Raw genomic sequence first — 26,175 nt, forward strand, 5'->3', positions numbered from 1 at the left:
GATGACGGGTTTGGTGATCGAGCGTCTGCTCGCCGATGAGACACAGACAGCGAGGCTGGGCGAGGATCTGGCGCTGGCCCTGCGCGCCGGCGACGTGCTGGCGCTCAAGGGCGATCTCGGCGCCGGCAAGTCGACGCTCGCACGCGCCCTGATCCGGACGCTGGCCGACGATGCCGGTCTCGATGTGCCGAGCCCGACCTTCACCTTGGTGCAAAGCTACGACACCCGCATTCCGGTGCATCATTTCGATCTCTATCGCCTGTCCTCGGCGAGCGAACTCGACGAGCTCGGCTTCGACGAAGCGCTGACGCAAGGTGCTGCCCTGGTCGAATGGCCCGAGCGCGCCGAAGCCTATTTGCCGAAGACGACGCTTTTGATCGAACTCGTCGAGCATGGCGAGGGCCGGCTGGCGCGGCTCTCGGGGCAAGGAGCGACCTTCGACCGCGCGGCGCGATCGTTGGCCATGCGCGGTTTTCTAAGAGATGCCGGCTGGGGCGAGGCTCAGCGGCGCCATTTCATCGGCGACGCCTCCGCCCGCTCCTATGAGATCGTGACGCTCGCTGGCCAAGAGCCGCGTGTGCTGATGAACTCGCCGCGACTGGTGCTCGGCCCACCCGTGCGCGACGGCAAGCCCTACGCCGTGATCGCCCACACCGCCCAATCGGTCTCCGCCTTCGTCGCCATCGACCGGGCGTTGAAAGCCGGCGGTGTCAGCGTTCCCGAAATCCATGCCGAGGATCAGGACCAGGGCTTCCTGCTCATCGAACATCTCGGTTCCGAAGGGTTTCTCGGTGGGGATGGCGAACCGCTGGCCGAGCGCTATGCGGCGGCGGCAGAACTGCTGGCCATGATGCATGGCAAGACCTGGCCGCAGCGTCTGCAAGCCGGACCGGGCAGCTTCCATGAGGTGCCGCCCTTCGACCGCGATGCGATGATGATCGAAGCCGATTTGCTGGTCGACTGGTATGTGCCGGCGATATCGGGTGGCCCGGCGAGCGACGAATTGCGCACTGGCTACGCCCGGGAATGGAACGCGCTTTTCGACCGGCTCAAAGCCAGCGAATACACGCTGATGCTGCGCGACTTCCATTCGCCGAACATCATCTGGCGTGGCGACCGCGCCGGCCATGATCGGCTGGGTATCGTCGATTTCCAGGATGCGCTGATCGGGCCTTCATCCTATGACGTCGCCTCGCTGGCCATGGATGCCCGCGTCACGATCTCGTCCGGGATCGAGAAAAGGACGCTCGATGCCTATATCGCGGCGCGGCACGCAGCGGGTGCTTTCGACGAAGCGGGTTTCCTGGAGGCCTACGCAATCATGGCGGCGCAGCGCAATTCGAAGATCCTCGGCATTTTCGTGCGGCTCGAAAAGCGCGACGGCAAACCCTATTATCTCAGGCACCTGCCGCGCATCCGCGACTATCTGCGCCGGGCGCTGTCCCACCCGGGGCTCGCAAGCCTGCGGGATTTCTACAACGCGCACGGGCTGCTTGAGGAACGAACGCTGTGACAGCAAGACCGGACACTGCCATTGTGCCCAGGACTGCAATCGTACTCGCAGCCGGGCTCGGCAAGCGCATGCGGCCGATCACCGACACCATCCCCAAGCCGCTGGTCAAGATCGCCGGCAAGACGCTGCTCGACTGGGGCCTCGACAGCCTCGCCACCGCCGGCGTAACCAAGGCCGTGGTCAACGTCCACTACCTTCCCGAACAGATCGTCGCCCATGTCACGGAGCGCCGCGCGCCGCGCATCATCATTTCCGATGAGAGTGACCGGCTGCTCGATTCGGCGGGCGGTATCGTCAAGGCGTTGCCGGAACTGGGTCAACAGCCGTTCTACATCCTCAACGCCGACACCTTCTGGATCGACCACGGTCCGCTCAATCTTGGCCGCCTCGCCCTTGCGTGGGACGCCGCGAAAATGGATATTCTGCTGATGCTGGCGGATCTCCATCAGGCGACAGGACACTGCGGCTCCACCGATTTCCTGGTGGCGTCGGACGGTGCCTTGCGGCGTTCAAAGGGCGACCCGGCCGGCCTGATCTATGCCGGCGCGGCGATCATCCATCCGCGCCTGTTCAAGGGTGCACCCACTGAACCGCATTCGCTCAACGCCTATTTCGACACGGCAATAGCCGCCGGCCGCCTGTTCGGCATGAAGATGCAGGGCCACTGGATCACTGTCGGTACGCCTGATGCCATTCCGCTGGCGGAAGAAGCCGTCGCCGGCGCGCTAGCCGAGATGCAATGAGCGGCTCAAGCCGCGTTTTCTCGATCCCCCCCGGAGCGCCGTTTCTGCCGACGCTGGCCGAGGCGCTGCTTACCGGCCGTCTGGTTCCCGGATTTCGTTTCGACGGCGACCCGCTCGCTCTGGCCGATGTCACCATCTACGTGCCGACACGCCGCGCCGCGCGCGCCTTGCGCGGTGTCTTCGTCGACAGTTTGAAGGAACGTGGCGGCGGCGGTTCGGCGATCCTGCCGGTCATCCGCCCGCTCGGCGAGTTCGACGAAGATGAAGCCCTGTTCGAGGCCGAGCCGGCGGCGGCGATCGATCTTGCACCGCCGATCTCGGCAACCGAACGCCTGTTGCTGCTGACGCCACTGGTACGGGCGTGGAAACGCCGGCTGCCGGAGCATGTGGCGAAGCTTTTCGCGGAAGAGATCGTCATCCCCGCCTCCACCGCCGACGCGATCTGGCTGGCACGCGATCTTGCGGGGCTGATGGACGAGATCGAGACCGAAGGCACCGACTGGGCAAAGCTCGAGGGCATGGTGACCGGCAACCTTGCCGGATGGTGGCAGGTGACGCTCGAATTCCTCGGCATCGTCACCGAGGCCTGGCCGAAATTCCTGATCGAGAGTGACCGCTCCAATCCGGCCGCGCACCGCAGCGCGTTGATCCGCACCGAGGCGGCGCGGCTGCGGCGCAATCCACCGGCCGGACCGGTCATTGCCGCTGGCTCCACAGGCTCGATACCGGCCACGGCCGAACTGCTTGCCGCGATCGCCCGCTTGCCCGGCGGCGCCATCGTGCTGCCCGGGCTCGATCAAACTCTGGATGAAGCGTCCTTCCAGGCGCTTGTCGCCCCCGGCGCTCGCCCTGCCGTGCTTGGCCACCCGCAATACGGCCTGGCCAGGTTGATCGGCAAGATCGGCGTGCTGCGCTCGGATGTCGAGGAGGTAGGCGTGCCCGGGCCGCACCTTGCACTTCGCGCCGCCCTTGTCGGCGAGGCGCTGCGGCCGGCCGAAACCACCGAATTGTGGGCCGAGACGCGCAACGGATTTTCGGCGTCTGATATTGCTGGTGCCTTCGCCGATGTGACGTTGCTTGAGGCGGCGAGTGAACGCGACGAGGCCATCGCCATTGCCGTCGCGCTAAAACAGGCTGTCGAACAGCCCGGCCAAAGGGCAGCTCTCGTGACCGGCGATCGCGCGCTGGCACGGCGCGTCTGCGTCGAACTCCAGCGTTTCGGCGTCGTTGCCGACGATTCCGGCGGCACGCCCCTCGCCAACAGCCCGGCCGCCAGCCTGCTCCGGCTGACGCTCGAAGCGGTGTTCCGGCCGGGTGATCCGGTCGGCCTGCTGTCGCTGCTCAAGCATCCGCTGCTCGGCCTTGGCCTTGAGCGCGCCGATGTGCGCAACGCGGCGGCACTGGTCGAACTGGTGGCGCTGCGCGGCGGCACCGGCCGCCCCGACATCGTTTCGCTGCCGGACTTGTTCGAGGCCCGCCTCACTGGACTGAGCGATGACAGCCGGCCGCCCTTCTGGTTTTCCCGGCTGACCGTGCGCTCCATCGAAGATGCTCGCAACCTGCTCGCACGCCTGACAGGAGCGTTAGCGCCGCTTTCGGCCTTTCGCGGCCAGGCGGATGCTGATCTTGCCGCGCTGGTCAGAACCAGCATTGTGGCCCTGGAAAATCTCGGCCTTTCCGCCGATGGCGGTCTGGGCGACCTCTATGCCGGCGACGCCGGTGAAAAACTGGCCGAATTGTTGCGCGGGCTGGTCGCAGCATCGGCATCGCTGTCTTTTGCGGTGAGCGAATGGCCCGATGTGATGGACGCGCTGATCGCGCCCGAGACGGTCAAGCCGGCGCAAGGCACCGACCGCAACATCGCCATCTGGGGCGCGCTGGAGGCGCGGCTGCAGGATGTAGACACGCTGGTTATTGGTGGGCTCAACGAGGGCGTGTGGCCGCGCAAGCCGGAGAGCGACCGCTTCATGTCGCGGCTGATGAAGACCGGCATCGACCTCGAGCCACCCGAACGGCGCATTGGCCTCGCGGCGCATGACTTCCAGATGGCGATGGGCGCGAGACACGTCGTGCTGGCCCGCTCGGCGCGTTCCGGCGACGCGCCCGCCGTACCGTCACGCTGGCTGCAGCGCCTGCTCACCTTCATCGGCACCGACCAGGCGTCGGCGCTGCGCCGGCGCGGCAACGAATTGCTGGCCTGGGCTCGCGCGCTCGATACCGGGCCGAAGCAGGATTTCGCGCCGCGACCGCAACCGAAGCCGCCATTGGCGGTGCGTCCGACGCATTTCTCGGTCACCGAGATCGAGACGTTGCGCCGCGATCCCTACGCCGTCTATGCAAGGCGAATCCTCGGACTGCTGCCGCTCGACCCGCTGATCCGCGACCCTGGTGCTGCCGAACGCGGCACGCTGTTTCACGCCATCCTGCATCTGTTCTCGTCCGAGGTGGCCGATCCGCGTGCGCCGAATGCGCTGACCAGCCTCATTGCCGCCGGCCGCACCTGCTTTGCCGAAGCCGCCCTTCCTGCCGATGTCGAGGCGGTGTGGTGGCCACGCTTCGAAAAACTCGCCGCCAACATCATCGAGTGGGAGCGCACGCGTGCCGACGCGGTGGTCGAGCGGCATGCCGAGGAGCGGGCGGGCAAGACCGTCGTCGGCCAGTCCGGCGTGACGCTGTCCGGTTATGCCGACCGCGTCGACCTGCTCGCAGGCGGCATGGCCGATATACTGGACTACAAGACCGGCTCCTCGCCCTCCAAGGCGCAGGCGCACACGCTGCTGGCGCCGCAACTGGCGCTGGAAGGCGCGCTGCTGCGGCGTGGCGCCTTCAAGGATTTGGGCGCGCGTGAACCGTCGCAACTGGCATTCGTGCGGCTGAAGCCGAATGGCGAGGTGTTCGAAGAGTCCATCCTCGAACACAACCGCCAGCCGCGAACCGCCGCCGATCTCGCCGAAGAGGCCTGGGCGCGGCTGGAAAAGCTTCTGATCCACTATGCCGATCCGGCGACCGGATATCTGTCGCGCGCGCTGCCGTTTCGCGAAGGTGAGACCGATGGCGACTACGACCATCTCGCCCGCGTGCTCGAATGGTCTGCCGGCGGCGACGCCGGCGACGAGGGAGGGGAGGCGTGAAGAAGGCCTATCCCATCCCGAGCGATACCGCCAACAGCCAGGCCCGCGCCGCCGATCCGCAGAATTCCGCCTGGGTGTCGGCCAATGCCGGCTCCGGCAAGACCCATGTGCTGGCGCAGCGCGTCATCCGGCTGCTGCTCAACGGCACCGACCCGTCGAAGATCCTGTGCCTGACCTATACGCGCGCCGCCGCCGCCAACATGTCGAACCGGGTTTTTTCCACGCTGTCCGATTGGACGGTTCTCGGCGACGCCGAGCTTTCGGCAAAGGTCGAGGCACTGGAGGGACGCCGGCCAGACCGCGACACCATGCGCCGGGCGCGGCGCCTGTTCGCCGAGGCGCTGGAAACACCCGGCGGGCTGAAGATCCAGACCATCCACGCCTTCTGCGAATCCGTGCTCCACCAGTTCCCGCTGGAAGCCAACATTCCCGCCCATTTCGAGCTGCTCGACAGCCAGATGGAGGCATCGCTCTTCGCCTCGGCGCGTCGCGAGATGATCTCCGGCACGGCTGCCGGCAACGCGGATCTGGCAAACGCCTTCGCCGCTGTGCTGGAGCGTGGCGGCGAAGCCGGTCTCGATGCCCTGCTCGGCGAGATCGTGCGCAAGCGCGACGGGTTGCGCGATTTCCTCGATGCCGTCGGGCGTGACGGCTTCCAGCCGCTGTTCGATGAGTTCCATTTCCACCCCGGCCAGACCGCCGAGGGGATAGCGGCATCGGCATGGCCGCTGCCGGGCTTCCTGCCCGACTATTTTGCCGGCTTCGCCCAGGCCGCCGAATCCACCGACGCCAGGTCGGTGCTGAACAACATCCTGCCCTATGCGCGTCAGGCTTTCGCCGAGAGCGATCCTGTTCGCCGCCTGCAACTGCTTGCAAGGGCCTTCCTCAAGACCGATGGCGACCCCTACGATCCAGCAAAGGCCTTCAAAAAAGCGCTGACCGACCGATTGCCGGATCTCGCCGAGCGCTACCTTTCGACGGCCGGCGCCATCATCGAAACCGTCGACCGGCTGGCGCTGTTCCGGATGCTGGAAGGCACGCGCGCGGCACTGACCATCGCCGACTGGCTGATCGCCCGCTACGAAGTGCTGAAGCGCAGCCGCGGCTTTCTCGACTTCAACGATCTGATCACGCGCACAGTCAACCTTTTGGCGCGACCCGATGCGGGTCCCTGGGTGCAGTACAAGCTCGACCAGGGCATCGACCACATCCTGCTCGACGAGGCACAGGACACCAGCCCGGACCAATGGGAGGTGGTGACGCGGCTGGCGGAAGAATTTTTCGCCGGTTTCGGCGCGCGCGACCGGGTCCATCGCACGGTCTTTGCCGTCGGCGACGAGAAGCAGTCGATCTACTCCTTCCAGGGCGCGGCCCCGGACTCCTTCGCCGACAGCCGGCTGTTGTTCGCCGGACGCGTGCGCGATGCCGAGGCGTCCTTCGCCGACCTCAAGCTGACCTGGTCGTTCCGCTCGACCGACGACGTGCTGGCCGCTGTCGACCGCGTGTTTGCCGACCCAACCGTGCGGCGCGGCATCAGCCATGATCCCGATCCGCTGAACCACAAGGCGATCCGCACCGATGCGCCGGGCTATGTCGAGGTCTGGCCGTCGATCGGCACTGAAGCCATCGACGAGCCCGACGACTGGACGAAATCCATCGACCACGCCCATGCGCCGGCGGTGCGCGTTGCCGAGAATGTGGCGGCGACCATTGCCGGCTGGATCGGCAAGGGCGAGATCATCGAAGGCCGTGGCCAGCGGCTGCGGCCGGGCGATGTGCTGGTGCTGGTGCGCAAGCGCGACAGCTTCGTTCATGCACTGACCCGCGCTTTGAAACGCCGCGACATTCCGGTCGCCGGCGCCGACCGGCTGAGCCTGCCCGGCCATATCGCGGTCAAGGACCTGATCGCGCTTGGCCATCTGCTGATCCAGCCGCAGGACGATCTGTCGCTCGCCGCCGTGCTGCGCAGCCCGATCTTCGACCTGCCAGAGGAGACGCTGTTCGCGCTTGCCGCGCAAAGGCCGCCAGGTATGTCGCTGGCCACATCGCTGCGCCAGCATGCCGGTGACGATGAAGTCCTCACAAAGGTCGTCGCCCAGCTTGACGTCTGGACAAACGAGGCCGCCTTCCAGCCGGTGTTCGAGTTCTATGCCGGCCTGCTGGCGCGCGACCGCGTGCGCCGGAAAATGATCGCTCGCCTCGGGCCGGAGGCAGGCGACATTCTCGACGAGTTCCTGAGCTTCTGCCTTGCCGAGGAACGAACCGGTCTGCCCGGGCTGGAAGCCTTCCTGTCGGCGCTGGAGAATGCCGGCCCCGAAATCAAGCGCGAGATGGACCAGACCCGCGACGAGGTCCGCGTCATGACCGTGCATGCCGCCAAGGGCCTGGAGGCGCCGGTGGTGTTCCTGGTCGATGGCGGCTCCGCCCCGTTCAGCGACCAGCATCTGCCACGGCTGATGCCCTTCAAGGGCTCGGGTAGCTACTGGGAGGGCAAGGGCTATCTCTGGCGTTCGGCCAGCGATGTCGCCAACGGCTTCTCGAAGGCGGCAGCAGCGCGGGCAAGGGAACTGGCCGACGACGAATATCGCCGGCTGCTCTATGTCGGCATGACGCGCGCCGAGGACCGGCTGATCGTCTGCGGCTATCACGGCAAGCGGGCGCCGAATGCCGGCACCTGGCATTCGATCGTCAGCCGCGCGTTGATCGGTGCGCCGGAAAGCGAACAGCGCCCGCATCCAGCCGGTGGCGAGCCGGTGCACCGTTTCCACGTGACCAAATTGCCGCCGGTCGCGCCAAGCGCCAGTGAACAGGCGCGGCAAGCCGACGCTTTCGCGCCATTGCCGGCGGGCCTGTTCCGGCCCTTGCCGCCTTTCGAGGACTTGCCGCGACCGCTATCCCCATCCGGCGCCTCGGCACTGATCGACGAAGGCAAGGAAGCGGTGGTCGACAAGGCTTCACCCGTGCTGGACGCCGATGCCGAGCCAGGTTTTGCCGTGCTGCGCGGGCTCGCCTTGCATAAACTGCTGCAGATGTTGCCCGGCATTGCCGAGGATGAGCGCCATGGCGCAGCGGAGCGCTATCTAGCGAGGGTCGGTGTCGAGTGGCCGGCGTCAGAACGGGAAAAGGCCCTGGCATCGGTTGTCGCCATCCTGGCCGATCCAGACCTTGGCCAGCTGTTCGCGCCATCGTCGCGTGCCGAGGTGGCCATCATGGGCAGCCTGGACGTGAGAGGAAAGAAGCGCTCCATTTCCGGCAAGATCGACCGGCTGGCAGTGACAGCGCATACCGTCTCGATCGTCGACTACAAGACCAACCGGCCGTCGCCCGCCTCGCTGGCCGAGGTTCCGCCGGCCTATCTGCTGCAGCTCGCGCTCTATCGTGCCTTGCTGCAGCCGCTTTATCCCGGGCGCGAGGTCAAGGCGGCTCTCTTGTTTACCGAAGCGCCACGGCTGATCGAACTGCCGGCCAGGGCCATGGATGACGCCCTTGCCCGACTCACGGGAGCGTGACACAAGACCTGCTTGAAGAAGGGCCCGACAACCACCACATTTGGTGCGACAAAGAACTCTCGAAAGGATTTTCCGCATGGGTGCCACCGTCAAGGTCGACAAGAGCAATTTCCAGGCCGATGTGCTTAACTCCAGCGTACCGGTCGTGGTCGATTTCTGGGCGGAATGGTGCGGCCCTTGCAAGATGATTGCGCCAGCGCTTGAAGACATCGCCACTGAGCTCGGCGCCAAGGTCAAGATCGCCAAGCTGAACATTGACGAGAACCCCGAACTCGCTGCGGAATTTGGCGTGCGTTCGATCCCGACGCTGATGATCTTCAAGGGCGGCGAGCGGACCGATGTGAAGGTTGGCGCCGCGCCAAAGACCGCGCTTTCGCACTGGATCAACGGCAACCTCTGATCCGTCCGAAATACATGATATCAAGCCCGGCTTCGTGCCGGGCTTTTTTGTTGGTGTCATTTCTGCCGGGCTCTGGCCCTCGCGCCCGCGCTCTCCATGTCTTCTGTTGGCAGCAGAAACAGGGAGAGCGACATGACCGGATCCGCCAAGGCCACCGTCTTCATCGACAATGAGCGTGTCATCGTCACCGAGTACCGCTTCCAGCCGGGCGAAAACACCGGCTGGCATCGTCACGGCCACGACTATGTCGTGGTGCCGCTGATGGACGGTAAGCTGAAGTTGGTGACTAAGGACGGCGAAACCTTCGCCGAGATGAAGAAAGGCGCGCCCTATTTCCGCAAGGAAGGCGTCGAGCACGACGTCATCAGCGCCAATGAGGGCGAGTATGCCTTCATCGAGATCGAGCTGAAGTAACAGTGGGTCTTTGGTCACTGGCCACTGGTCGCCGCGCTGCATGTGTGATGGCCTGCCATCAATTGCCATCTTGATGGCAGCGATGGATCGACCTATATTCTTCTTCCAAAGGGAGTTTGAAATGGCTGAACCACAGCTCTCAGTCCGCAGCGCAAAAGCACGCGACCTAGCTCATAGGCTTGCCCGTCGTGAGAACCGCTCGATAGCCGACGTGGTCGAACGCGCGCTTGAATCCTACGAGATTCGTGAAGCTGGCCGCGAGCCCGCCTCCGCCTTCTACGCCAGCCTGACCGCAAGCAGTGGCGTCGACATCGATCTGGATAAAATCATTCGCGAAGGTCGCGAGGTCCATCCAGGAGTTGAGCTTTGATTTTCGTCGATACCAACGTGATTTCGGAGTCCCTCAAGAAGGCGCCGGACCCAGCTGTCCTGGCGTGGCTAGTCCGCAATGACGCTGAACTGGCCCTTCCCACAGTGACGATTGCTGAGATCGCCTTCGGTATTCAAAAGATACGACCTGATGAGCGTGCGGATCGGCTGGAACAGGGGCTTTCCCGATGGCGCCATCGATTTGCAGACCGGATTTTTGGACTGACAGAAGAGGCTGCCTTGGCATACGGCGAGCTCATGGGGGCCGCGACGCGCCAAGGTCGCGGCATGTCCGCTCCCGATGGCATGATTGCGGCGATAGCGCGCGTGAATGGGGGCCGGCTGGCAACGCGCAATCTCAACGACTTTGGCACTATCAGCCTTGACCTGATCTCACCGTGGGATTTCTGAGAGGCCACCCGAACCCGGACCGTCGGATTGAAATCGACCTAGGACTGATTTCCGACAGAGGCGCCGAACCACCTAAGGTGTCTCACGTCGGCGGCGTGCCGTTCTCGGCCAGCACTGCCCCTGCCAGGTATAGCGATCCCCCGATCAGGATGCGGGGTGCAGGGCCGTCCCAGGTGTCGCGCAGCAGCATCAGCGCGCTGGCGACAGAGCTGACCGGCTCGGCTGTCAGCCCGGCTTCCGTGGCGCGGATGGCCAGTTCGTCGTTCGGCACGCCGGCTTCGCTCATGCTCACCGGCACCGTGTAGACATGCCGGGCCAGGCCCTTGAAGGCGCGGAAATAGCCACTCTGGTCCTTGGTGTTGATCATGCCGGAGATGAGGAAGAGCGGGCGCGGGTTCTTTTCTTCCTGCTCGGCCAGTGCTTCGGCGACGACCACGCCGGCGCCCGGATTGTGGCCACCGTCGAGCCAGATATCGGCACCCTTCGGCGCCAAATCCACTAGCCGGCCCTGCGCCAGCTTCTGCATGCGGCCGGGCCAGGCGACATTGGTCATCGCCTTTTCGGCGGCACGGTGGCTGATCTCGAAGCCGGCGGCTTTGACGGCGGCGATGGCCGCCGCCGCATTGGCGAATTGGTGGCGCCCGGGCAGGCGCGGCGGCGGCAGGTCCATCAGGCCGTCCTCGTCCTGGTAGACCATGCGGCCGTTTTCCTCGAAGGCAAGGAAATCCTGGCCATAGACGAAGGTCGGGCATTCCAGCCGTTCGGCGGTCTCGATCAACACCTGCAGTGCCGTGTCGCTTTCCTGCGCGCCGATCACAACCGGGCAGCCGCGTTTCATGATGCCGGCCTTTTCAGCCGCGATCAGTTCGACACGGTCGCCGAGATAGGCCTCGTGGTCCATCGACACCGGCATGATCACCGACACGGCAGGCCGGGCGACGACGTTGGTGGCATCGAAGCGGCCACCTAGGCCGACCTCGATGATGGCGGCTTCGGCGGGATGTTCGGAAAACAGGATGAAGGTGACAGCGGTGAGGATTTCGAAGACCGTGATCTTCTGACCTTCATTGGCCTTGGCGACGCGGGCGATGGCCTCGGCGAAGGTCTCATCGTCAACGAGTTTGCCCCCACCCTCCGCGGCGAGCCGGTAGCGCTCGGCCCAGTTCACCAGATGCGGCGAGGTGTGGACATGGACAAGGTGGCCGGCGGCTTCGAGCAGTGCGCGCGAAAAGGCGGCGCAGGAGCCCTTGCCGTTGGTGCCGGCGATATGGATGACCGGCGGGAGCAAGTCCTGCGGATTGCCAAGCCGCTCCAGAAGCCGCGTGATGCGGTCGAGCGAAAGGTCAAAGCCTTTCGGATGAAGCGCCATCAGGGCTTCGATTTCACGGTCTGCGGCAAGCGTTGTCATAGGCGAACCCTACCGTATGACCCCGAAAACACGAATCGGTTTTCGGAACGGGTCATGCGTAACAAGAGGATACCGCGCGACGGGTCGCGCGCAATTGCTGATAGCGGCCAGGAATGTCGCGTCAGGCCTGCGGCCGGGCTTCCATCGGGATGACCGCCGGCGGCAGGATTTCCGGCTCCAGCGGCTTTTGCTCGACCGGCATCTTGAGCAGCATCTTCAACAGCCGTGCGATCGTTTCGCGCATCTCAAGCCGCGACACCACCATGTCGACCATGCCGTGCTCCATCAGATATTCGGAGCGCTGGAAGCCGTCCGGCAGTTTTTCGCGGATGGTCTGTTCGATAACCCGCGGCCCGGCAAAGCCGATCAGAGCGCCGGGCTCGGCGATGTGTACGTCGCCCAGCATGGCGTACGAGGCGGTGACGCCGCCGGTGGTTGGATTGGTCAGAACGACAATGTAGGGAAGACCGGCTTCCTTCAGCCGGTCGACCCCAACCGTGGTGCGCGGCAACTGCATCAGGGACAAAATACCTTCCTGCATGCGGGCGCCACCGGAGGCGGCAAACAGGATCAGCGGCCGCTTGCGCTGCAAGGCGACTTCGAAACCGTGGACGATGGCGTCACCGGCGGCCATGCCGAGCGAGCCGCCCATGAAGGCGAAATCCTGGACCGTCACCACCACCGGCAGGCCTTCAACCGTGCCCAGCGCGTTGATGATGGCGTCTTCCAGGCCGGTCTTGGCCTTGGCATCCTTCAGCCGGTCGACGTAGCGCTTCTCGTCGCGGAATTTCAGCGGATCCTGGACGACCTTGGGGTTCTCAAGCTGTTCGTACTTGCCGTCGTCGAAGAAGAATTTCAGCCGTTCCTTGGCCGAGATCTTCATGTGGTGGCCCGAAGACGGGATGACGAACTGGTTGGATTCCAGATCCTTGTGGAACACCATCTCGCCGGTCTCGGGATCCTTGATCCAGAGATTTTCGGGCATGTCAGTGCGCCGGCCGAGCATCGAATTGATCTTCGGGCGAACGTAATTGGTGATCCAGTTCATCGCTTCGGCTCCTGTCCTGACGAAGATTTGGGAAGAGAGGTAGGAGAACTATTCGGCAGCAGCAAGGCGGGCTGAGCGCACGCCTTGCGCCAGGCCGCTGACCAGCGTGGCCACGGCCTCGGCCGGGTCGGCGGTCTTCTCACCCTTCGGCCCGAGCACGTTGGCGACCGCGTTGACGATTGCGGTGCCAACGACGACGCCATCGGCATTGGCGCCGATCACACGCGCCTGTTCGGCGGTCTTGACGCCGAAGCCGACGCAGACCGGCAGGTCGGTGTGGCCCTTGATGCGCTTGACCGCCGCCGCCACCTTGCCGGTGTCGGCCAGCGCCGAGCCGGTGATGCCGGTCATCGACACGTAATAGACGAAGCCGGATGTGTTCTGCAGCACCTTGGGCAAGCGCTTGTCGTCGGTGGTCGGCGTCGCCAGACGGATGAAATTGATGCCGGCCTTGAGCGCCGGAATACACAGTTCCTCGTCCATTTCCGGCGGCAGGTCGACGACGATCAGGCCATCGATGCCGCTTGCCAAAGCGTCGCTGAGGAAGCGGTCGACGCCGTAGACGTAGATCGGGTTGTAATAGCCCATCAGCACGATCGGCGTTTCATTGTCGCCGGCGCGGAAGTCCGACGCCATCTTCAGTGTCTTCACGAGGGTCTGGCCAGCTTTCAGTGCGCGCAGGCCCGCCGCCTGGATCGCCGGGCCGTCAGCCATCGGATCGGAAAACGGCATGCCTAGTTCGATGATGTCGGAGCCGGCGCCCGGCAGGGCCTTCATGATCGACAGCGAGGTGTCGTAGTCCGGGTCGCCGCCCATGAAATAGGTGACGAGCGCCGGCCTGCCTTCGGCCTTGAGTTTCGCCATGCGGCGATCGATGCGGGTGGTCATCCTAAAGCTCCATCCCCAGAATTTTGCCGACAGTGAAAATGTCCTTGTCGCCGCGGCCGCACAAATTCATGACGATGATCTGGTCCTTGCCCATCTTCGGCGCGCGCTTGATCACCTCGGCCAGCGCATGCGCCGGTTCCAGCGCCGGAATGATGCCCTCCAGACGGGTCAGCAACTGGAACGCCTCGAGTGCCTCCGAATCCATGATCGGCACGTATTCGACACGATTGGATTCCTTCAACCACGAATGTTCCGGGCCGATGCCGGGATAGTCGAGGCCGGCCGAGATCGAATGGCCTTCCATGATCTGGCCGTCGGACGTCTGCAGCAGGTAGGTGCGGTTGCCGTGCAGAACGCCAGGCGAACCGGCGGTAAGCGACGCACAGTGCTCGTCGCCATCAAGGCCCTTGCCGCCGGCTTCGACGCCGACGATCTTCACATCCGTGTCGTCGAGGAACGGATGGAACAGGCCGATGGCGTTTGAGCCGCCGCCCACCGCTGCGACAAGCAGGTCCGGCAGCCGGCCTTCCGCCTCCAGCATCTGCTCCTTGGCCTCGCGGCCGATGACCGACTGCAGCTCCCGCACGATCTCGGGATAGGGGTGCGGACCTGCGGCGGTGCCGATCATGTAGTAGGTGTCGTCGACATTCGTCACCCAATCGCGAAGCGCCTCGTTCATGGCATCCTTCAATGTGCCGTGACCGGAGGTTACCGGCACAACCTCGGCGCCGAGCAGCTTCATGCGGAAAACGTTGGGCGCCTGACGCTGCACGTCGGTCGCCCCCATGTAAACCACGCAAGGCAAGCCGAAGCGCGCGGCAACCGTCGCCGACGCAACGCCGTGCTGGCCAGCGCCGGTCTCGGCGATGATGCGCGTCTTTCCCATGCGCTTGGCCAGCAGAATCTGGCCAAGGCAGTTGTTGATCTTGTGTGAGCCGGTGTGGTTGAGCTCGTCGCGCTTGAAATAGATTTTTGCGCCGCCGAGATGCTGGGTGAGCCTTTCGGCGAAATAGAGCGGACTGGGCCGGCCGGTATAGTGCTTGTTGAGATGCTCGACCTCGGCCTTGAAGGCCGGGTCGGTCTTGGCGAAGGTCCAGTGCTTTTCGAGGTCCAGAATCAGCGGCATCAAGGTTTCGGCGACGAAACGGCCGCCAAACATGCCGAACATGCCTTGCTCGTCAGGTCCGGTGCGGAAGGAATTGGGTGTCGCCGGCTTGTTCATCGCCGATCTCCTAGCTGCTATGTTTTGAGCATGTCCTCATCGGAAAACCGGATACCACTTTTCCGCGACATGCTCTGATTGGAAACACTTTCAGGCGGCGCGGTCGTCGCGTGCTGCCCGGACGGCCCGGAAAAACTGTTCGATCAGCGCCGGATCCTTGACGCCCGGGGCGCTTTCCACGCCCGAGGAAATGTCTATTCCGGGCGGGTTGGCTAGCCGAAGGGCATCGCCGATGTTGGCGGCGTTGAGCCCACCGGAAAGCATGTAATCAACGCCGGCGTCAAGGCCGGCAAGGATGCGCCAGTCGAAGGCGACGCCGTTGCCGCCTGGCAACTGTGAGCCCTTCGGCGGCTTGGCATCGAACAGGAACCGGTCGGCGACGCCGATGAACGGCTTGATCCGGTCGAGATCGGCAGCCTCGCTGAGTGGCAACGCCTTCATCACCGGCAGGCCATAGCGGGCCTTGACCTCAGCCACGCGCTCAGGTGTTTCCGAGCCGTGCAACTGCAGCACGTCGGGCCGCATCTTTTCGACGATGTCATCCAGGAACGCGTCGCTGGCGTCGACCGTGACGGCAACGGCCAAGGCCTTGCCGCGCGCCGCTTCGCGCAGACGCCCGGCTTCCACCGGCTCGACATAGCGAGGGCTTTTCGCAAAGAAAATAAAGCCGACATGGCTGGCGCCGCCGGCCAGCGCCGCGGCCATTGCCTGGTCGGTCTTCAAGCCGCAGATTTTGATATCGAGCGCCATGGCGCGGGAATTGGCACGAAAAGCTCCAAGAGTCGAGAAAAAGCATGCTGTTTGCCGGCAAGGCCAAAGGCGCTACCTATTGATGGAGAGTATGCAAGGCGGGAGTAGAAGCATGGCCGACAGAACCGTTGCCGAACTGAAGCAGAAGATCGCGCAGGCGCATGAGGTCATTGCGCATCTGATGGACAAGTCCGCCTTCAACGGTGCCGAGGCGCATCGCGCGCTGGATTATTTCGGCAGCGATGCCTTCGACGGCAACTTCCTGCCTTGGCCGCACCATGGCGATGAGGGTCTGCGGCCGGACGAACTGAATGCGGCGAATGACGATTGAGGCCTACTCGAACACGATCGCCTGCAGCGCGCCGCCGTTGCGCTTCAGCCAGTCCTTGCAGCGGTCGGTGTCGGGGCAGAGTTTTTCGCACAGTTTCCAGAATTTCGGCCCATGGTTCATCTCCTTGAGATGCGCCACCTCATGCGCGACGAGGTAGTTTATCACAGGCTGCGGCGCCATCATGATGCGCCAGGAGAAGGACAGATTGCCCTCCGAGGTACAGGAGCCCCAGCGGCTGGACGTGTCCTTGTAGCGGATCGCCTTGGCGCGCTTGCCGAGTGCCTCGGTGTGTTTGATCACCAGCTTCTCGATTTCCTTCTTGGCCTCGCGCTTCAGGAAATCGGCGATGCGGCGCGGCAGATGTATGCGGTCGCCATGCACGATCAGCAGCGGGCCGCGCTCGTCGCGCGATATGGTGACGGTGCCGCGCTTTGACGGTTCGTGGACGATGCGATGCGCCACACCGCGCACCGGGATCTTGATGCCCGGCCGTACCTGCGGGCGCGTCGGCACCTTGGCCAGGCGCTGCTCCAGCCAGTCCTGGTGGCGTTCGAGGAACCTGTCCACCTCGCCGCGACGCAGGCCCGGCGGCACGGTGATGCGCAGGCCCTGGCCGCCGGAATCGATACGCAACGTCAGGCGTCGTGCCCTGGCGCTCTCGACGATCTTGAGCGGCAGCGTACGGCCGGCGACACAATACTCACGCTCGACGACAGGCGTGGGTTTGGGCTTCGTCAGATTGCGGAAGAATCCGATGGTCATGGCGGGACGATACGCGATTCGAGAAAAACGACTAGAACAAAAAAGAAACGGCGCCGCTCGCGCGACGCCGTTTTTTACGTCAGGCCCTGTCGCCGGGCCTTAGTCGTCAAGCAGGTTCGAACCCTTGCCACGCTTGGTGGTGGTCGTTCCGGTGCCCGGATCGGTCTTGGCCGGCGCGGTCGACTTGTTGCGGTTCGCCATGAAGCGATCGAACTCGTCCTGATCCTTGGCGCGGCGCAATTCGCGGGCATACTCGTCGAACTGCGTCAGCATCTCGTCGAGCTTGGCGCGCTCTTCATTCAGGCGCTCAAGTTCCTTTTCGCGCCAGTCGTCGAAAGCGACGTTGCCGGTGCGAGCGGAGCCATTGCCCCAGCGCGCGGCCTTGTCGGAACCACGGCGGCAGCCGGCGAAGATGCCGTCTGTGGCGCGGTTGACGTCACGCTTGAAGCCGTCGAGCCGATCGCCCCAGATGATGTAGGCGAGCATGGCGAAGCCGAGCGGCCAGAACACCATGAAACCGATGACCATCAACGCGATGGTTGCCGGCGTCCAGGCTGGGCGGATCAATGCAGATGTGTTCATTTTCTCCCATTCCTTCGGTTGGAGACAGCCAAACCCGGCTGCGTGGAATCGAAATGGGAAAGGGAAAACGGCGATTCAAGACAATGCCGGCCAAAACCGGACAAGGGTCTGAAATGATTATCGCTTTTTAAGCATATCGAGGAAAAGCACGACCAGCCCGGCGATCAGGCCCCAGAATGCGGCGCCGACGCCAAACAATGTCAGCCCGGACGCGGTGACGACGAAGGTGACGGTTGCGGCCATGCGGTCGCCCTCGTCTTTCAGAGCGATCGCCAGCGCGTTGGCGAGCGACGCCATCAGCGCCAAGCCCGCCACCAGCACGATCAGGCTCTGCGGCAGGACGGCGAAGATCGCCACCAGCGATGCACCGAAAATCGCGAAGACGAGATAGGCGAGCGCATAGAACGGGCCGGTTTTCCAGCGCTCGGCGGGGTCGGGGTGGACGTCCGGCCCGGTGCAGATTGCCGCCGAAATGGCCGCCAGATTGGTGGTCGAGCCGCCGAACGGTGCCGACAACAGCGAAAACAGGCCGGTGATGCCGATCAACGGGCCGGGCTCGGGGTGATAGCCGGCGGCGCGCAGCACGGCGAGGCCGGACAGGTTCTGTGAAGCCATGGTGACGAGGTAGAGCGGCAGCGCCAGGCCGATGATTGCCTTGGCGGTGAAATCAGGTGTGATCAGCGTCAGCGTCGACAGTTCGGGTGTCGGCAGGCCGCCGACACGGCCGGTGAGGAAAGCGGCGAGACCGCCACCGATCAGCACCGCCAGCACGGACAGCGCCGGGTTGAACAGGCGGATAATGAAGAAGGCCGCGATCAGAGGCAGGATCAGCCACGGGTCGACAGGAATGGTCTTGACCGCATTGAGGGCGAAGGTGACGACGATGCCGGCCAGCATTCCGGAAGCGACGGAAGGCGGAATCCTGGAGATCAACTGCGTCAATGGCCGAAACAGGCCGGTGGCGATCAACAGGATGGCGGTGACGATGAAGGCGGCGACCGCCTCGCCGATCGAAAAGCCGCTCGATGCCGCCATCAGCGCCAGGCCCGGCGTCGACCAGGCTGTGATGACGGGCATTTTCGTGCGCCAGGACAGCCATAGGCTTTCGATCGCCATGGCCAGGCAAATGGTTGTCACCCAGCTTGCCGTTTGAATCTGCGTCGCACCGACCGCGTGGGCGGCGGCAATGACGATGGCCAGCGTGCCGCCGAAGCCGACGATGGCCGCGACAAAGGCCGAGATCGGGATGGAAAGGCGCATTGTCAGCTGCCCCGCCCGGCCATGTCACCGACCGCCCGCAGCAGCATGTCGAGGTCCTGCGGCCGCGACAGGCGATGGTCGCCATCAGGGATAAGCGACAGGGTGACATCGTCGGCGGGCAGCAGGCTGACCAGTTTCAATGCATGGCTCGACGGCACGTCCGGATCGGCCAGGCCCTGCAGGATGTGGACCGGGCAGTGCGTGTCGATCGGGCCGCTCATCACCCGGTTGTTGCGCCCGTCCTCGATCAGCGCACGCGTGTAGATATAGGGTTCGGCGGAATAGTCGGATGGCTCGGCGAAAAACCCCTTTTCGGCGAGGTCGCGCTTTTGCGCCTCGGTCAGCACTGGTTCGACCAGCTCAGAGGTAAAATCCGGCGCCGGCGCGAGCAGCACCAGACCAACGGTTCTGGCATCGCCCGCCTTGCGCAATTCCTGCACCATGCGCAGCGCGATCCAGGCGCCCATCGAGGAGCCGACCAAGATCTGGCTGCCGCTGGTGAAATGCCGGAACACGGCAAGGCTTTGCGACAGCCATGTCGAAATGGTGCCGTCGGCAAAGGCACCGCCGGATTCGCCGTGGCCGGAATAGTCATGGCGCAGAAAGGCACGGCCCTCTTTTGCCGCCCAGTCCGACAGCGTCTCGGCTTTCGTGCCCAGCATGTCCGACTTGTAGCCGCCGAGCCAGACGATGCCAGGCGCCGAGCCCGCGGTATGGCGCACCGCAATGCGTGATCCCCCAACATCCAGAAAGATTGGGACGTCGAGAAAGGTTGGGGGCGTGGCGGTCATGGCTATTTCCTCAGGCCCTCTTTTGGCACGGGGTTCTTGTGACACAGCCACAGGCGTGGCGAAAAGTGCTCGCGCTGCTTCTTTGTTTGGTACAGGCAGTGATCAGGGTGATTTTCTGTCAATGCTGTGCTATTGACTCCGCCCGCGCGCTCACCACATTGGCGCGTCCAGACATCAGACCGACAAAACCCGGAACGAAACGGCCAAGGAGACCACGACCATTCGCAGACCTTTCAAAGCAGCGGCGCCGACCAAGGATGGGCCGCGCTCCAACCGTGATATCCGGGTTCCCCGGGTCCAGCTTATCGACGCCGATGGCCAGAACCGCGGCGATATTTCCATCAACGACGCATTGCTGCTCGCCGAAGAGGCCGGGCTCGATCTGGTCGAGATATCGCCCAACGCAGTGCCCCCCGTCGTAAAAATCCTCGATCTCGGCAAGTTGAAATACGCCAACCAGAAGAAGGCGGCCGAGGCGCGCAAGAACCAGAAGGTCATCGAGATCAAGGAGATCAAGATGCGCCCGAACATCGACAGCCATGACTATGAGACCAAGATGAAGGCGGTTCGCCGCTTCTTCGAGGAAGGTGACAAGGTCAAGCTGACGCTGCGCTTCCGTGGTCGTGAGATGGCGCATATGGAACTCGGCATGCAGCTTCTGAACAAGGTGCGCGAGGAAGTGGCGACCATTGCCAAGGTCGAGGCGGAGCCGAAGCTCGAAGGCCGCCAGATGATGATGGTGCTGGCGCCGCGCTGAAGCGCGCCGCCGGCGACATGCATCAGATCACGGCGTGGTCACGTTAAGGTTAGGCGTGGTCATCTCGCGCAAAATCCGCCTGAATTGTGTTACAGGCCGTCCCGGCGATTGGCGGGACGCCTGTTTGCCAGCAAAAGCTGCGATCGCCGGCTCAGCTTCTCGACGATCGGACTCCTGACATGGTCGAAGACGTAAAATCCCCGGATGCCAAGCCCTTGAAGCACGAGCTGGGCAACTACCAGCAGATGCGCCGGCTGGTGCTTGCCGTGCTCGTGGTGGTGCTGTTCCTGGCGCTGCTGTTCGGGCAATCGACCTTTCCGCCGGATACGCCGGTGCACGAGTCGATCGAGATGTTCGGCGTGCTCCTGATTTTTCTCGGTATCTGCGGGCGCCTCTGGGCGACGCTCTACATAGGGGGACGCAAATCCTCCGAAGTGGTGACGGGCGGGCCCTATTCGATTACCCGCAATCCTCTCTATGTCTTCTCGACCGTGGCCGCGGCCGGCGTTGGCGCGCAGATCGGCTCGTTCTCGGGCATCATCCTGTTCGCACTGCTTTGCGCGGGCGCCTTCCACATCGTCATCCTGCGCGAGGAAAAATTCCTCAAGGTGGCGCTCGGCGCGCCCTACCAGGCCTATCTGGACAAGGTGCCACGCTTCTTTCCCAAGCTCTCGCTTTACGAGGAAGGCGATACCGGCAGTTTCAAGCCGCGCCTGCTGCTCACCACGCTGCTCGATGGGCTGGTGTTCCTGATCGCGCTGCCGGCCTTCGAACTGATCGACGGCGCGCAGCTGTCGGGCATGCTGCCGGTCTGGTTCACCCTGCCCTGACCGGGGACACAGCGTCGCACGGCTTCAGGTGTTGCGCGCTGGCCATCTTTGACGTATAGGACCGCCGTTCAAGAAAACCGCCCGGCAGGGCATGCCGTGGCGGTTTCATTTGCTTTTCGGGCTTTGGTCGGCCTGAAGCGAACAAGAAGCGCGATAGTGCGCCAACGAGACGGAGTAGCAAAATGCCCAAGATGAAGACCAAATCGGCCGCCAAGAAGCGGTTCAAGATCACAGGTACGGGTAAAGTCCTGTCGGCTGCTGCCGGCAAGCGTCACGGCATGATCAAGCGTTCCAACAAGTTCATTCGAAATGCCCGCGGCACGATGGTTCTGGCTGAACCGGATGGCAAGAAGGTCATCAAGAATTTTCTGCCGAACGGCCTCTAAGGCATTCGGTCCGGACACGCATCAGTTTTACGCAATTCGGAACGGAAAGCCGCCAGGCACCTGGAATTGCTTTTAAGGAGATCATGACATGGCACGCGTAAAGAGAGGCGTCACCTCGCACGCCAAGCACAAGAAGGTCCTGAAAGCCGCGAAAGGCTTTTACGGCCGCCGCAAGAACACCATCCGCATCGCCAAGCAGGCGGTGGAAAAGTCGCTGCAGTACGCTTACCGCGACCGCAAGAACCGCAAGCGCTCGTTCCGCGCGCTGTGGATCCAGCGCATCAACGCCGCGACGCACGAGCATGGCCTGACCTATGGCCGCTTCATTGACGGCCTCAACAAGTCGGGCATCGAGATCGATCGCAAGATCCTTTCGGACATGGCCATCCATGAGCCGCAGGCTTTCGCAGCCCTGGTCGCCAAGGCCAAGGTCGCGCTCGAATATCTGAAGAACACCACGCCGAACGCTTTTGAAAGCGCTGTCGCCTAGAGCATGATGCCAAAAAGTTTCTGACTTTTTGGACAACATCATGCTCCAGGGAAATTAGCGAGGAGCACGATCTCTTCCGAAAAGTCTGCAACTTTTCGGGATCGAGCTCCGAGCCCAGCGCTTCCCAAGCATTCGCAATTCTGATTTGGGGAACCCGCGCTGGCACGGCTGGCGCGGGTTTTTCTTATGCCTGATGTAACCAAAATGGTGACACCGAAACCAAAATGGTGCCGGTCGCCGATCGAGAGAGTTTCGCCGTGAACGCCACCGCTGGAAATCTTGAAACCCTGGAAGCTTCACTGCTGGCCGACATCGCGTCGGCAGCCGATGAGCCGGCCATCGAAGCCGTGCGCATCGCTGCCTTCGGCAAGAAGGGCACCGTGTCCGAGATGCTGAAGACGCTCGGCGCCATGACCGCCGAGGAGCGCCAGCTCAAGGGCCCCGTCATCAACGGGCTCAAGAACCGCGTCACCGAGGCGCTGACGGCCCGCAAGGCCGAACTCAAGGACGTGGCGATCGCCGCCCGCCTTGCCGCTGAAAAGGTCGACGTGACGCTGCCGGTGCGGCAGTCGCCGGCCGAGCGCGGCCGCATCCATCCGATCAGCCAGGTCATCGACGAGATCGCAGCGATCTTCGGCGATCTCGGCTTCGCCATCGCCGAAGGTCCCGATATCGAGACCGACTACTACAATTTCACCGCGCTGAATTTCCCCGAGGGGCATCCGGCGCGCGAAATGCACGACACCTTCTTCTTCCAGCCGGACGAGAAGGGCGAGCGCAAGCTTTTGCGCACGCACACCTCGCCCGTGCAGATCCGCACCATGGAGAAGCAGAAGCCGCCGATCCGCATCGTCATCCCGGGCAAGACCTACCGGCAGGATTCCGACGCCACGCACTCGCCGATGTTCCATCAGGTCGAGGGCCTGGTGATCGACAAGACGGCTAACGTCGCCAACATGAAGTGGGTGCTGGAAGAATTCTGCAAGGCGTTTTTCGAGGTGCCCTCGGTCAAGATGCGTTTCCGGCCGTCCTTCTTCCCGTTCACCGAGCCAAGCCTCGAGGTCGACATCCAGTGCGACCGCTCGCGGCCCGGCGAAGTGCGCTTCGGCGAAGGCTCCGACTGGATGGAGATTCTCGGCTGCGGCATGGTGCATCCCAACGTGCTGCGCGCCGGCGGGCTTGACCCGGACGAGTATCAGGGCTTTGCCTGGGGCATGGGCATCGATCGTATCGCCATGCTGAAATATGGCATGCCGGATTTGCGCGCCTTCTTTGACGCCGACGTACGCTGGCTGTCGCATTACGGCTTCCGGCCACTCGATATGCCGACATTGTTCGGAGGCTTGAGCGCATGACAGCGCCCCATATCGGCGGCTGTCGCTGTGGCGCCGTGCGGTTCGAGGCTTCGGCCGAGCCGCACCACGTCAGCTATTGCCATTGCGGCGATTGCCGTCGGGCGAGCGGCGCGCCGGTATCGGCCTTTGTCGGCTTCCTGATCGACAAGGTGGCGTTCACGGGCAAGGCGCTGAAGATGTACGAGAACGGGCCGGTGACGCGTTCGTTCTGCGGCATCTGCGGCTCGCCGATCGCCTATGTCGACGAGCGGCTTGAGGATGACATCTACTTCATGCTCGGCGCGATGGACATGCCGGCCGATTTCGAACCGACGCAGCATGCCTATGTCAGCGAGCAGCTCCCTTTCCTGCATATGTCCGACGAGATGCCGAGACATCTGAAAACAAGCGTCAAAAGACCAGACGGAACAATCCAATGAAATTCACCCTCTCCTGGCTCAAGGATCATCTCGAGACCGATGCCTCGCTCAACGAAATTGTCGAGCGGCTGACGTCGATCGGCCTCGAAGTCGAGCATGTCGACGACAAGTCGAGCCTGAAACCCTTCGTCATCGCCAAGGTGCTGACGGCGGTGCAGCATCCCGATGCCGACCGGCTGCGCGTGTTGACCGTCGATACGGGCGACGGCAAGCCGCCCGTTCAGGTGGTCTGTGGTGCGCCCAATGCCCGCGCCGGTCTGATCGGCGCCTTTGCCGCGCCCGGCGCCTATGTGCCCGGCATCGACGTGACGCTGACGGTCGGCAAGATCCGTGGCGTCGAGAGCCATGGCATGATGTGTTCCGAGCGCGAGCTGGAGCTGTCCGACGAGCACAATGGCATTATCGACCTGCCCGAGGATGCGCCGGTCGGCACCAGCTTCGCTGCCTATGCGCATCTCGACGATCCGCTGATCGAGATCAATTTGACGCCGAACCGGCCCGATGCCACCAGCGTCTACGGCATTGCCCGGGATCTGGCGGCGAGCGGGCTCGGCATACTGAAAAGCGCTACCGTTGCGGCAATCCCCGGCAAAGGCGAGACGCCGGTCAAGGTGACGATCGAGGCGCCGGAGCTTTGCCCCGGCTTTGCGTTGCGGCTTGTGAAGGGCGTCAAGAACGGCCCGTCGCCGAAATGGCTGCAGCAGAGGCTGATCGCCATTGGGCTGAGGCCGATCAGCGCGCTGGTCGACATCACCAACTACGTCACCTTCGACCGCGGCCGGCCGCTGCATGTGTTCGATGCCAAGAAGGTCGCCGGCAATCTCGTCGTGCGCCGTGCGCGCGACGGCGAGAAGGTGCTGGCGCTCGATGGCCGCGAATACACGCTGACGCCTGAAATGTGCGTCATATCAGATGACAATGGCGTCGAGTCGATCGCCGGTGTTATGGGCGGGGAACATTCCGGCTGCGACGAGAACACCACGGACGTACTGATCGAATCGGCCCTCTGGGATCCGATCACCACGGCCCGCACCGGCCGCACGCTGGGCATCATCACCGATGCGCGCTACCGGTTCGAGCGCGGCGTCGACCCCGAATTCATGGTTCCCGGTGTCGAGCTGGCGACCAAGCTGGTGCTCGATCTCTGCGGTGGCGAGCCAACCGAGACCGAGGTCGTCGGCTATGCCGGTCACACGCCCAAGATCGTTTCTTTCCCATTGTCGGAAGTGAAGCGGCTGACCGGAATCGAGGTGCCGGGCTCGACAAGCCTCGACATCCTCTCGCGCCTTGGCTTCAAGCCGCAGGGTTCGGGCGATGTCGTCGATGTGGCGGTGCCGTCCTGGCGTCCCGATGTCGATGGCAAGGCCGATCTTGTCGAAGAGGTGATGCGCATCCACGGCGTCGACAACATCGCGCCGCAGCCGCTTGGCGCACATGATGCGGTCAACTCGAAAATCCTGACGACGCTGCAGGTCCGCACGCGTACGGCCAAGCGGGCGCTTGCCGTGCGTGGCATGATGGAAGCCGTCACCTGGTCGTTCATCCCGGCCAAACACGCCGAACTGTTCGGCGGTGGCCAGACTGCGCTCAAGCTTGCCAACCCGATCGCCGCCGATATGTCCGACATGCGGCCGTCGCTGCTGCCGGGGCTGATGGCGGCTGCCCAGCGCAACGCCGACAAGGGCATTGGCGATGTGGCGCTGTTCGAGGTGTCCGGCACCTATGAGGGCGACGGCGCCGACCAGCAGCGGCGCGTTGCCGCCGGCGTGCGCCGCGGCACGGCCAAGCTCGACGGCTCGGGCCGCAACTGGGCCGGCAATTCCGGCCCGGTCGGTGTGTTCGACGCCAAGGCCGATGCGATCGCCGCGCTCGAAGCCTGCGGCGCGCCGGTCGACCGCCTGCAGATCGAGGCGGGCGGCCCGGCCTGGTACCATCCCGGCCGTTCCGGGACGATCAAGCTCGGGCCGAAAACCGTGCTCGGCACATTCGGCGAGTTCCATCCGAAGACGATGGAAGGGCTCGATGTCTCCGGACCGCTGTGCGGCTTCGAAGTGTTCGTCGATGCCGTGCCCGAGCCGAAGGCAAAGCCGACCAAGACCAAGCCGAAGCTCGAGCTCTCCGCCTTCCAGGCGGTGAAGCGCGACTTCGCCTTCGTCGTCGACAAGGCGGTCGAAGCCGGCACGCTGGTGCGTGCGGCGCTGGCCGCCGATAAGAAGCTGATTACTGCTGTCTCGGTGTTCGACGTCTTCGAGGGCGCTTCGCTTGGCGCGGCCAAAAAATCGATCGCCATCGAAGTGTCGATCCAGCCGGTCGAAAAGACGCTGACCGACGAGGATTTCGAGGCGCTGGCCAAGCGCATCGTCGAGAATGTCAGCAAGCAAACGGGCGGTGTTCTGAGGACGTAGA

25 protein-coding genes are annotated in these 26,175 nt (G+C 63.8%); 16 read left to right on the forward strand and 9 right to left on the reverse strand.

The genetic code is table 11. The features are described from left to right. The first annotated feature begins 1 nt into the window (after position 1). From tsaE to EB235_RS02245, 8 genes are all read left to right on the forward strand, one after another. The gene (gene tsaE, locus EB235_RS02210; protein WP_027032581.1) at positions 2-1,513 is read left to right on the forward strand and encodes a tRNA (adenosine(37)-N6)-threonylcarbamoyltransferase complex ATPase subunit type 1 TsaE; all 1,512 of its coding nucleotides are present in this window, start codon (positions 2-4) and stop codon (positions 1,511-1,513) included. Next, positions 1,510-2,256, forward strand: coding sequence for a nucleotidyltransferase family protein (locus tag EB235_RS02215; RefSeq protein ID WP_027032580.1), 747 nt, complete (start codon positions 1,510-1,512; stop codon positions 2,254-2,256). Before tsaE ends, EB235_RS02215 begins: the two co-directional genes overlap by 4 nt. After that, complete coding sequence (addB, locus tag EB235_RS02220; RefSeq protein WP_027032579.1) at positions 2,253-5,387, forward strand: double-strand break repair protein AddB; 3,135 nt, start codon at positions 2,253-2,255, stop codon at positions 5,385-5,387. The genes EB235_RS02215 and addB overlap by 4 nt, the downstream gene beginning before the upstream one ends. Beyond that, positions 5,384-8,896 carry a double-strand break repair helicase AddA gene (addA, locus tag EB235_RS02225; protein WP_027032578.1) on the forward strand — a complete coding sequence of 1,171 codons (3,513 nt, stop codon included), beginning with the start codon at positions 5,384-5,386 and terminating at the stop codon, positions 8,894-8,896. Before addB ends, addA begins: the two co-directional genes overlap by 4 nt. A 76-nt stretch (positions 8,897-8,972) precedes the next feature. Next, positions 8,973-9,296 carry a thioredoxin gene (gene trxA, locus EB235_RS02230; protein WP_027032577.1) on the forward strand — a complete coding sequence of 108 codons (324 nt, stop codon included), beginning with the start codon at positions 8,973-8,975 and terminating at the stop codon, positions 9,294-9,296. Between the two features lie 132 nt (positions 9,297-9,428). Further along, on the forward strand, positions 9,429-9,710 hold the full coding sequence (locus EB235_RS02235) for a cupin domain-containing protein (RefSeq protein ID WP_027032576.1): 282 nt from the start codon (positions 9,429-9,431) through the stop codon (positions 9,708-9,710). 121 nt (positions 9,711-9,831) lie between these two features. After that, positions 9,832-10,080 carry a type II toxin-antitoxin system VapB family antitoxin gene (locus tag EB235_RS02240; protein ID WP_080681068.1) on the forward strand — a complete coding sequence of 83 codons (249 nt, stop codon included), beginning with the start codon at positions 9,832-9,834 and terminating at the stop codon, positions 10,078-10,080. Beyond that, positions 10,077-10,490: a type II toxin-antitoxin system VapC family toxin gene (locus EB235_RS02245; protein ID WP_027032574.1), complete on the forward strand. Its 414-nt coding sequence runs from the start codon at positions 10,077-10,079 to the stop codon at positions 10,488-10,490. The genes EB235_RS02240 and EB235_RS02245 overlap by 4 nt, the downstream gene beginning before the upstream one ends. Positions 10,491-10,572: 82 nt before the next feature. Here EB235_RS02245 and EB235_RS02250 read toward each other — a convergent pair whose 3' ends face one another. The 5 genes from EB235_RS02250 to EB235_RS02270 all read right to left on the reverse strand — a co-directional run bounded on the left by EB235_RS02250 (position 10,573) and on the right by EB235_RS02270 (position 15,806). After that, positions 10,573-11,898: a bifunctional folylpolyglutamate synthase/dihydrofolate synthase gene (locus tag EB235_RS02250; protein WP_027032573.1), complete on the reverse strand. Its 1,326-nt coding sequence runs from the start codon at positions 11,896-11,898 to the stop codon at positions 10,573-10,575. A gap of 121 nt (positions 11,899-12,019) precedes the next feature. Next, on the reverse strand, positions 12,020-12,946 hold the full coding sequence (gene accD, locus EB235_RS02255; protein WP_027032572.1) for an acetyl-CoA carboxylase, carboxyltransferase subunit beta: 927 nt from the start codon (positions 12,944-12,946) through the stop codon (positions 12,020-12,022). Between the two features lie 48 nt (positions 12,947-12,994). Next, a complete protein-coding gene (trpA, locus tag EB235_RS02260; protein ID WP_027032571.1) occupies positions 12,995-13,834 on the reverse strand; it encodes a tryptophan synthase subunit alpha in 840 nt (279 codons plus the stop codon). Position 13,835: 1 nt separating this feature from the next. Then, positions 13,836-15,056: a tryptophan synthase subunit beta gene (gene trpB, locus EB235_RS02265; protein WP_027032570.1), complete on the reverse strand. Its 1,221-nt coding sequence runs from the start codon at positions 15,054-15,056 to the stop codon at positions 13,836-13,838. A gap of 90 nt (positions 15,057-15,146) precedes the next feature. Next, positions 15,147-15,806: a phosphoribosylanthranilate isomerase gene (locus tag EB235_RS02270; protein WP_027032569.1), complete on the reverse strand. Its 660-nt coding sequence runs from the start codon at positions 15,804-15,806 to the stop codon at positions 15,147-15,149. Positions 15,807-15,918: 112 nt separating this feature from the next. Between EB235_RS02270 and EB235_RS02275 the strand changes: the two genes are divergently transcribed. Next, positions 15,919-16,137 carry a hypothetical protein gene (locus EB235_RS02275; RefSeq protein WP_027032568.1) on the forward strand — a complete coding sequence of 73 codons (219 nt, stop codon included), beginning with the start codon at positions 15,919-15,921 and terminating at the stop codon, positions 16,135-16,137. 3 nt (positions 16,138-16,140) lie between these two features. Here EB235_RS02275 and EB235_RS02280 read toward each other — a convergent pair whose 3' ends face one another. From EB235_RS02280 to EB235_RS02295, 4 genes are all read right to left on the reverse strand, one after another. Then, positions 16,141-16,899, reverse strand: coding sequence for a M48 family metallopeptidase (locus tag EB235_RS02280; RefSeq protein ID WP_027032567.1), 759 nt, complete (start codon positions 16,897-16,899; stop codon positions 16,141-16,143). 99 nt (positions 16,900-16,998) lie between these two features. After that, a complete protein-coding gene (locus EB235_RS02285) occupies positions 16,999-17,481 on the reverse strand; it encodes a DUF2852 domain-containing protein (protein WP_027032566.1) in 483 nt (160 codons plus the stop codon). A 117-nt stretch (positions 17,482-17,598) separates the two neighbouring features. After that, entirely contained in the window at positions 17,599-18,741 is a 1,143-nt protein-coding gene (locus tag EB235_RS02290; RefSeq protein WP_027032565.1) for a benzoate/H(+) symporter BenE family transporter, read from the reverse strand. A gap of 2 nt (positions 18,742-18,743) precedes the next feature. Further along, entirely contained in the window at positions 18,744-19,532 is a 789-nt protein-coding gene (locus EB235_RS02295) for an alpha/beta hydrolase (protein ID WP_027032564.1), read from the reverse strand. A gap of 220 nt (positions 19,533-19,752) precedes the next feature. On the opposite strand from EB235_RS02295, the gene infC reads away from it, so the two are divergent. The 7 genes from infC to pheT all read left to right on the forward strand — a co-directional run bounded on the left by infC (position 19,753) and on the right by pheT (position 26,174). Continuing rightward, entirely contained in the window at positions 19,753-20,289 is a 537-nt protein-coding gene (gene infC / locus EB235_RS02300; protein ID WP_023772325.1) for a translation initiation factor IF-3, read from the forward strand. A gap of 179 nt (positions 20,290-20,468) precedes the next feature. Beyond that, positions 20,469-21,119, forward strand: coding sequence for a methyltransferase family protein (locus EB235_RS02305; protein WP_027032563.1), 651 nt, complete (start codon positions 20,469-20,471; stop codon positions 21,117-21,119). 182 nt (positions 21,120-21,301) lie between these two features. Beyond that, positions 21,302-21,505 carry a 50S ribosomal protein L35 gene (rpmI, locus tag EB235_RS02310; RefSeq protein WP_006201248.1) on the forward strand — a complete coding sequence of 68 codons (204 nt, stop codon included), beginning with the start codon at positions 21,302-21,304 and terminating at the stop codon, positions 21,503-21,505. A gap of 88 nt (positions 21,506-21,593) precedes the next feature. Next, complete coding sequence (gene rplT / locus EB235_RS02315) at positions 21,594-21,995, forward strand: 50S ribosomal protein L20 (RefSeq protein ID WP_013528310.1); 402 nt, start codon at positions 21,594-21,596, stop codon at positions 21,993-21,995. Positions 21,996-22,219: 224 nt separating this feature from the next. Beyond that, on the forward strand, positions 22,220-23,350 hold the full coding sequence (pheS, locus tag EB235_RS02320) for a phenylalanine--tRNA ligase subunit alpha (RefSeq protein WP_051429751.1): 1,131 nt from the start codon (positions 22,220-22,222) through the stop codon (positions 23,348-23,350). After that, positions 23,347-23,769, forward strand: coding sequence for a GFA family protein (locus EB235_RS02325; protein ID WP_027032561.1), 423 nt, complete (start codon positions 23,347-23,349; stop codon positions 23,767-23,769). Before pheS ends, EB235_RS02325 begins: the two co-directional genes overlap by 4 nt. Beyond that, complete coding sequence (pheT, locus tag EB235_RS02330) at positions 23,766-26,174, forward strand: phenylalanine--tRNA ligase subunit beta (RefSeq protein WP_027032560.1); 2,409 nt, start codon at positions 23,766-23,768, stop codon at positions 26,172-26,174. The genes EB235_RS02325 and pheT overlap by 4 nt, the downstream gene beginning before the upstream one ends. Position 26,175 lies beyond the last annotated feature (1 nt).

This window comes from Mesorhizobium loti R88b (assembly GCF_013170845.1).
In the GTDB taxonomy this organism is placed as follows: domain Bacteria; phylum Pseudomonadota; class Alphaproteobacteria; order Rhizobiales; family Rhizobiaceae; genus Mesorhizobium; species Mesorhizobium loti_B.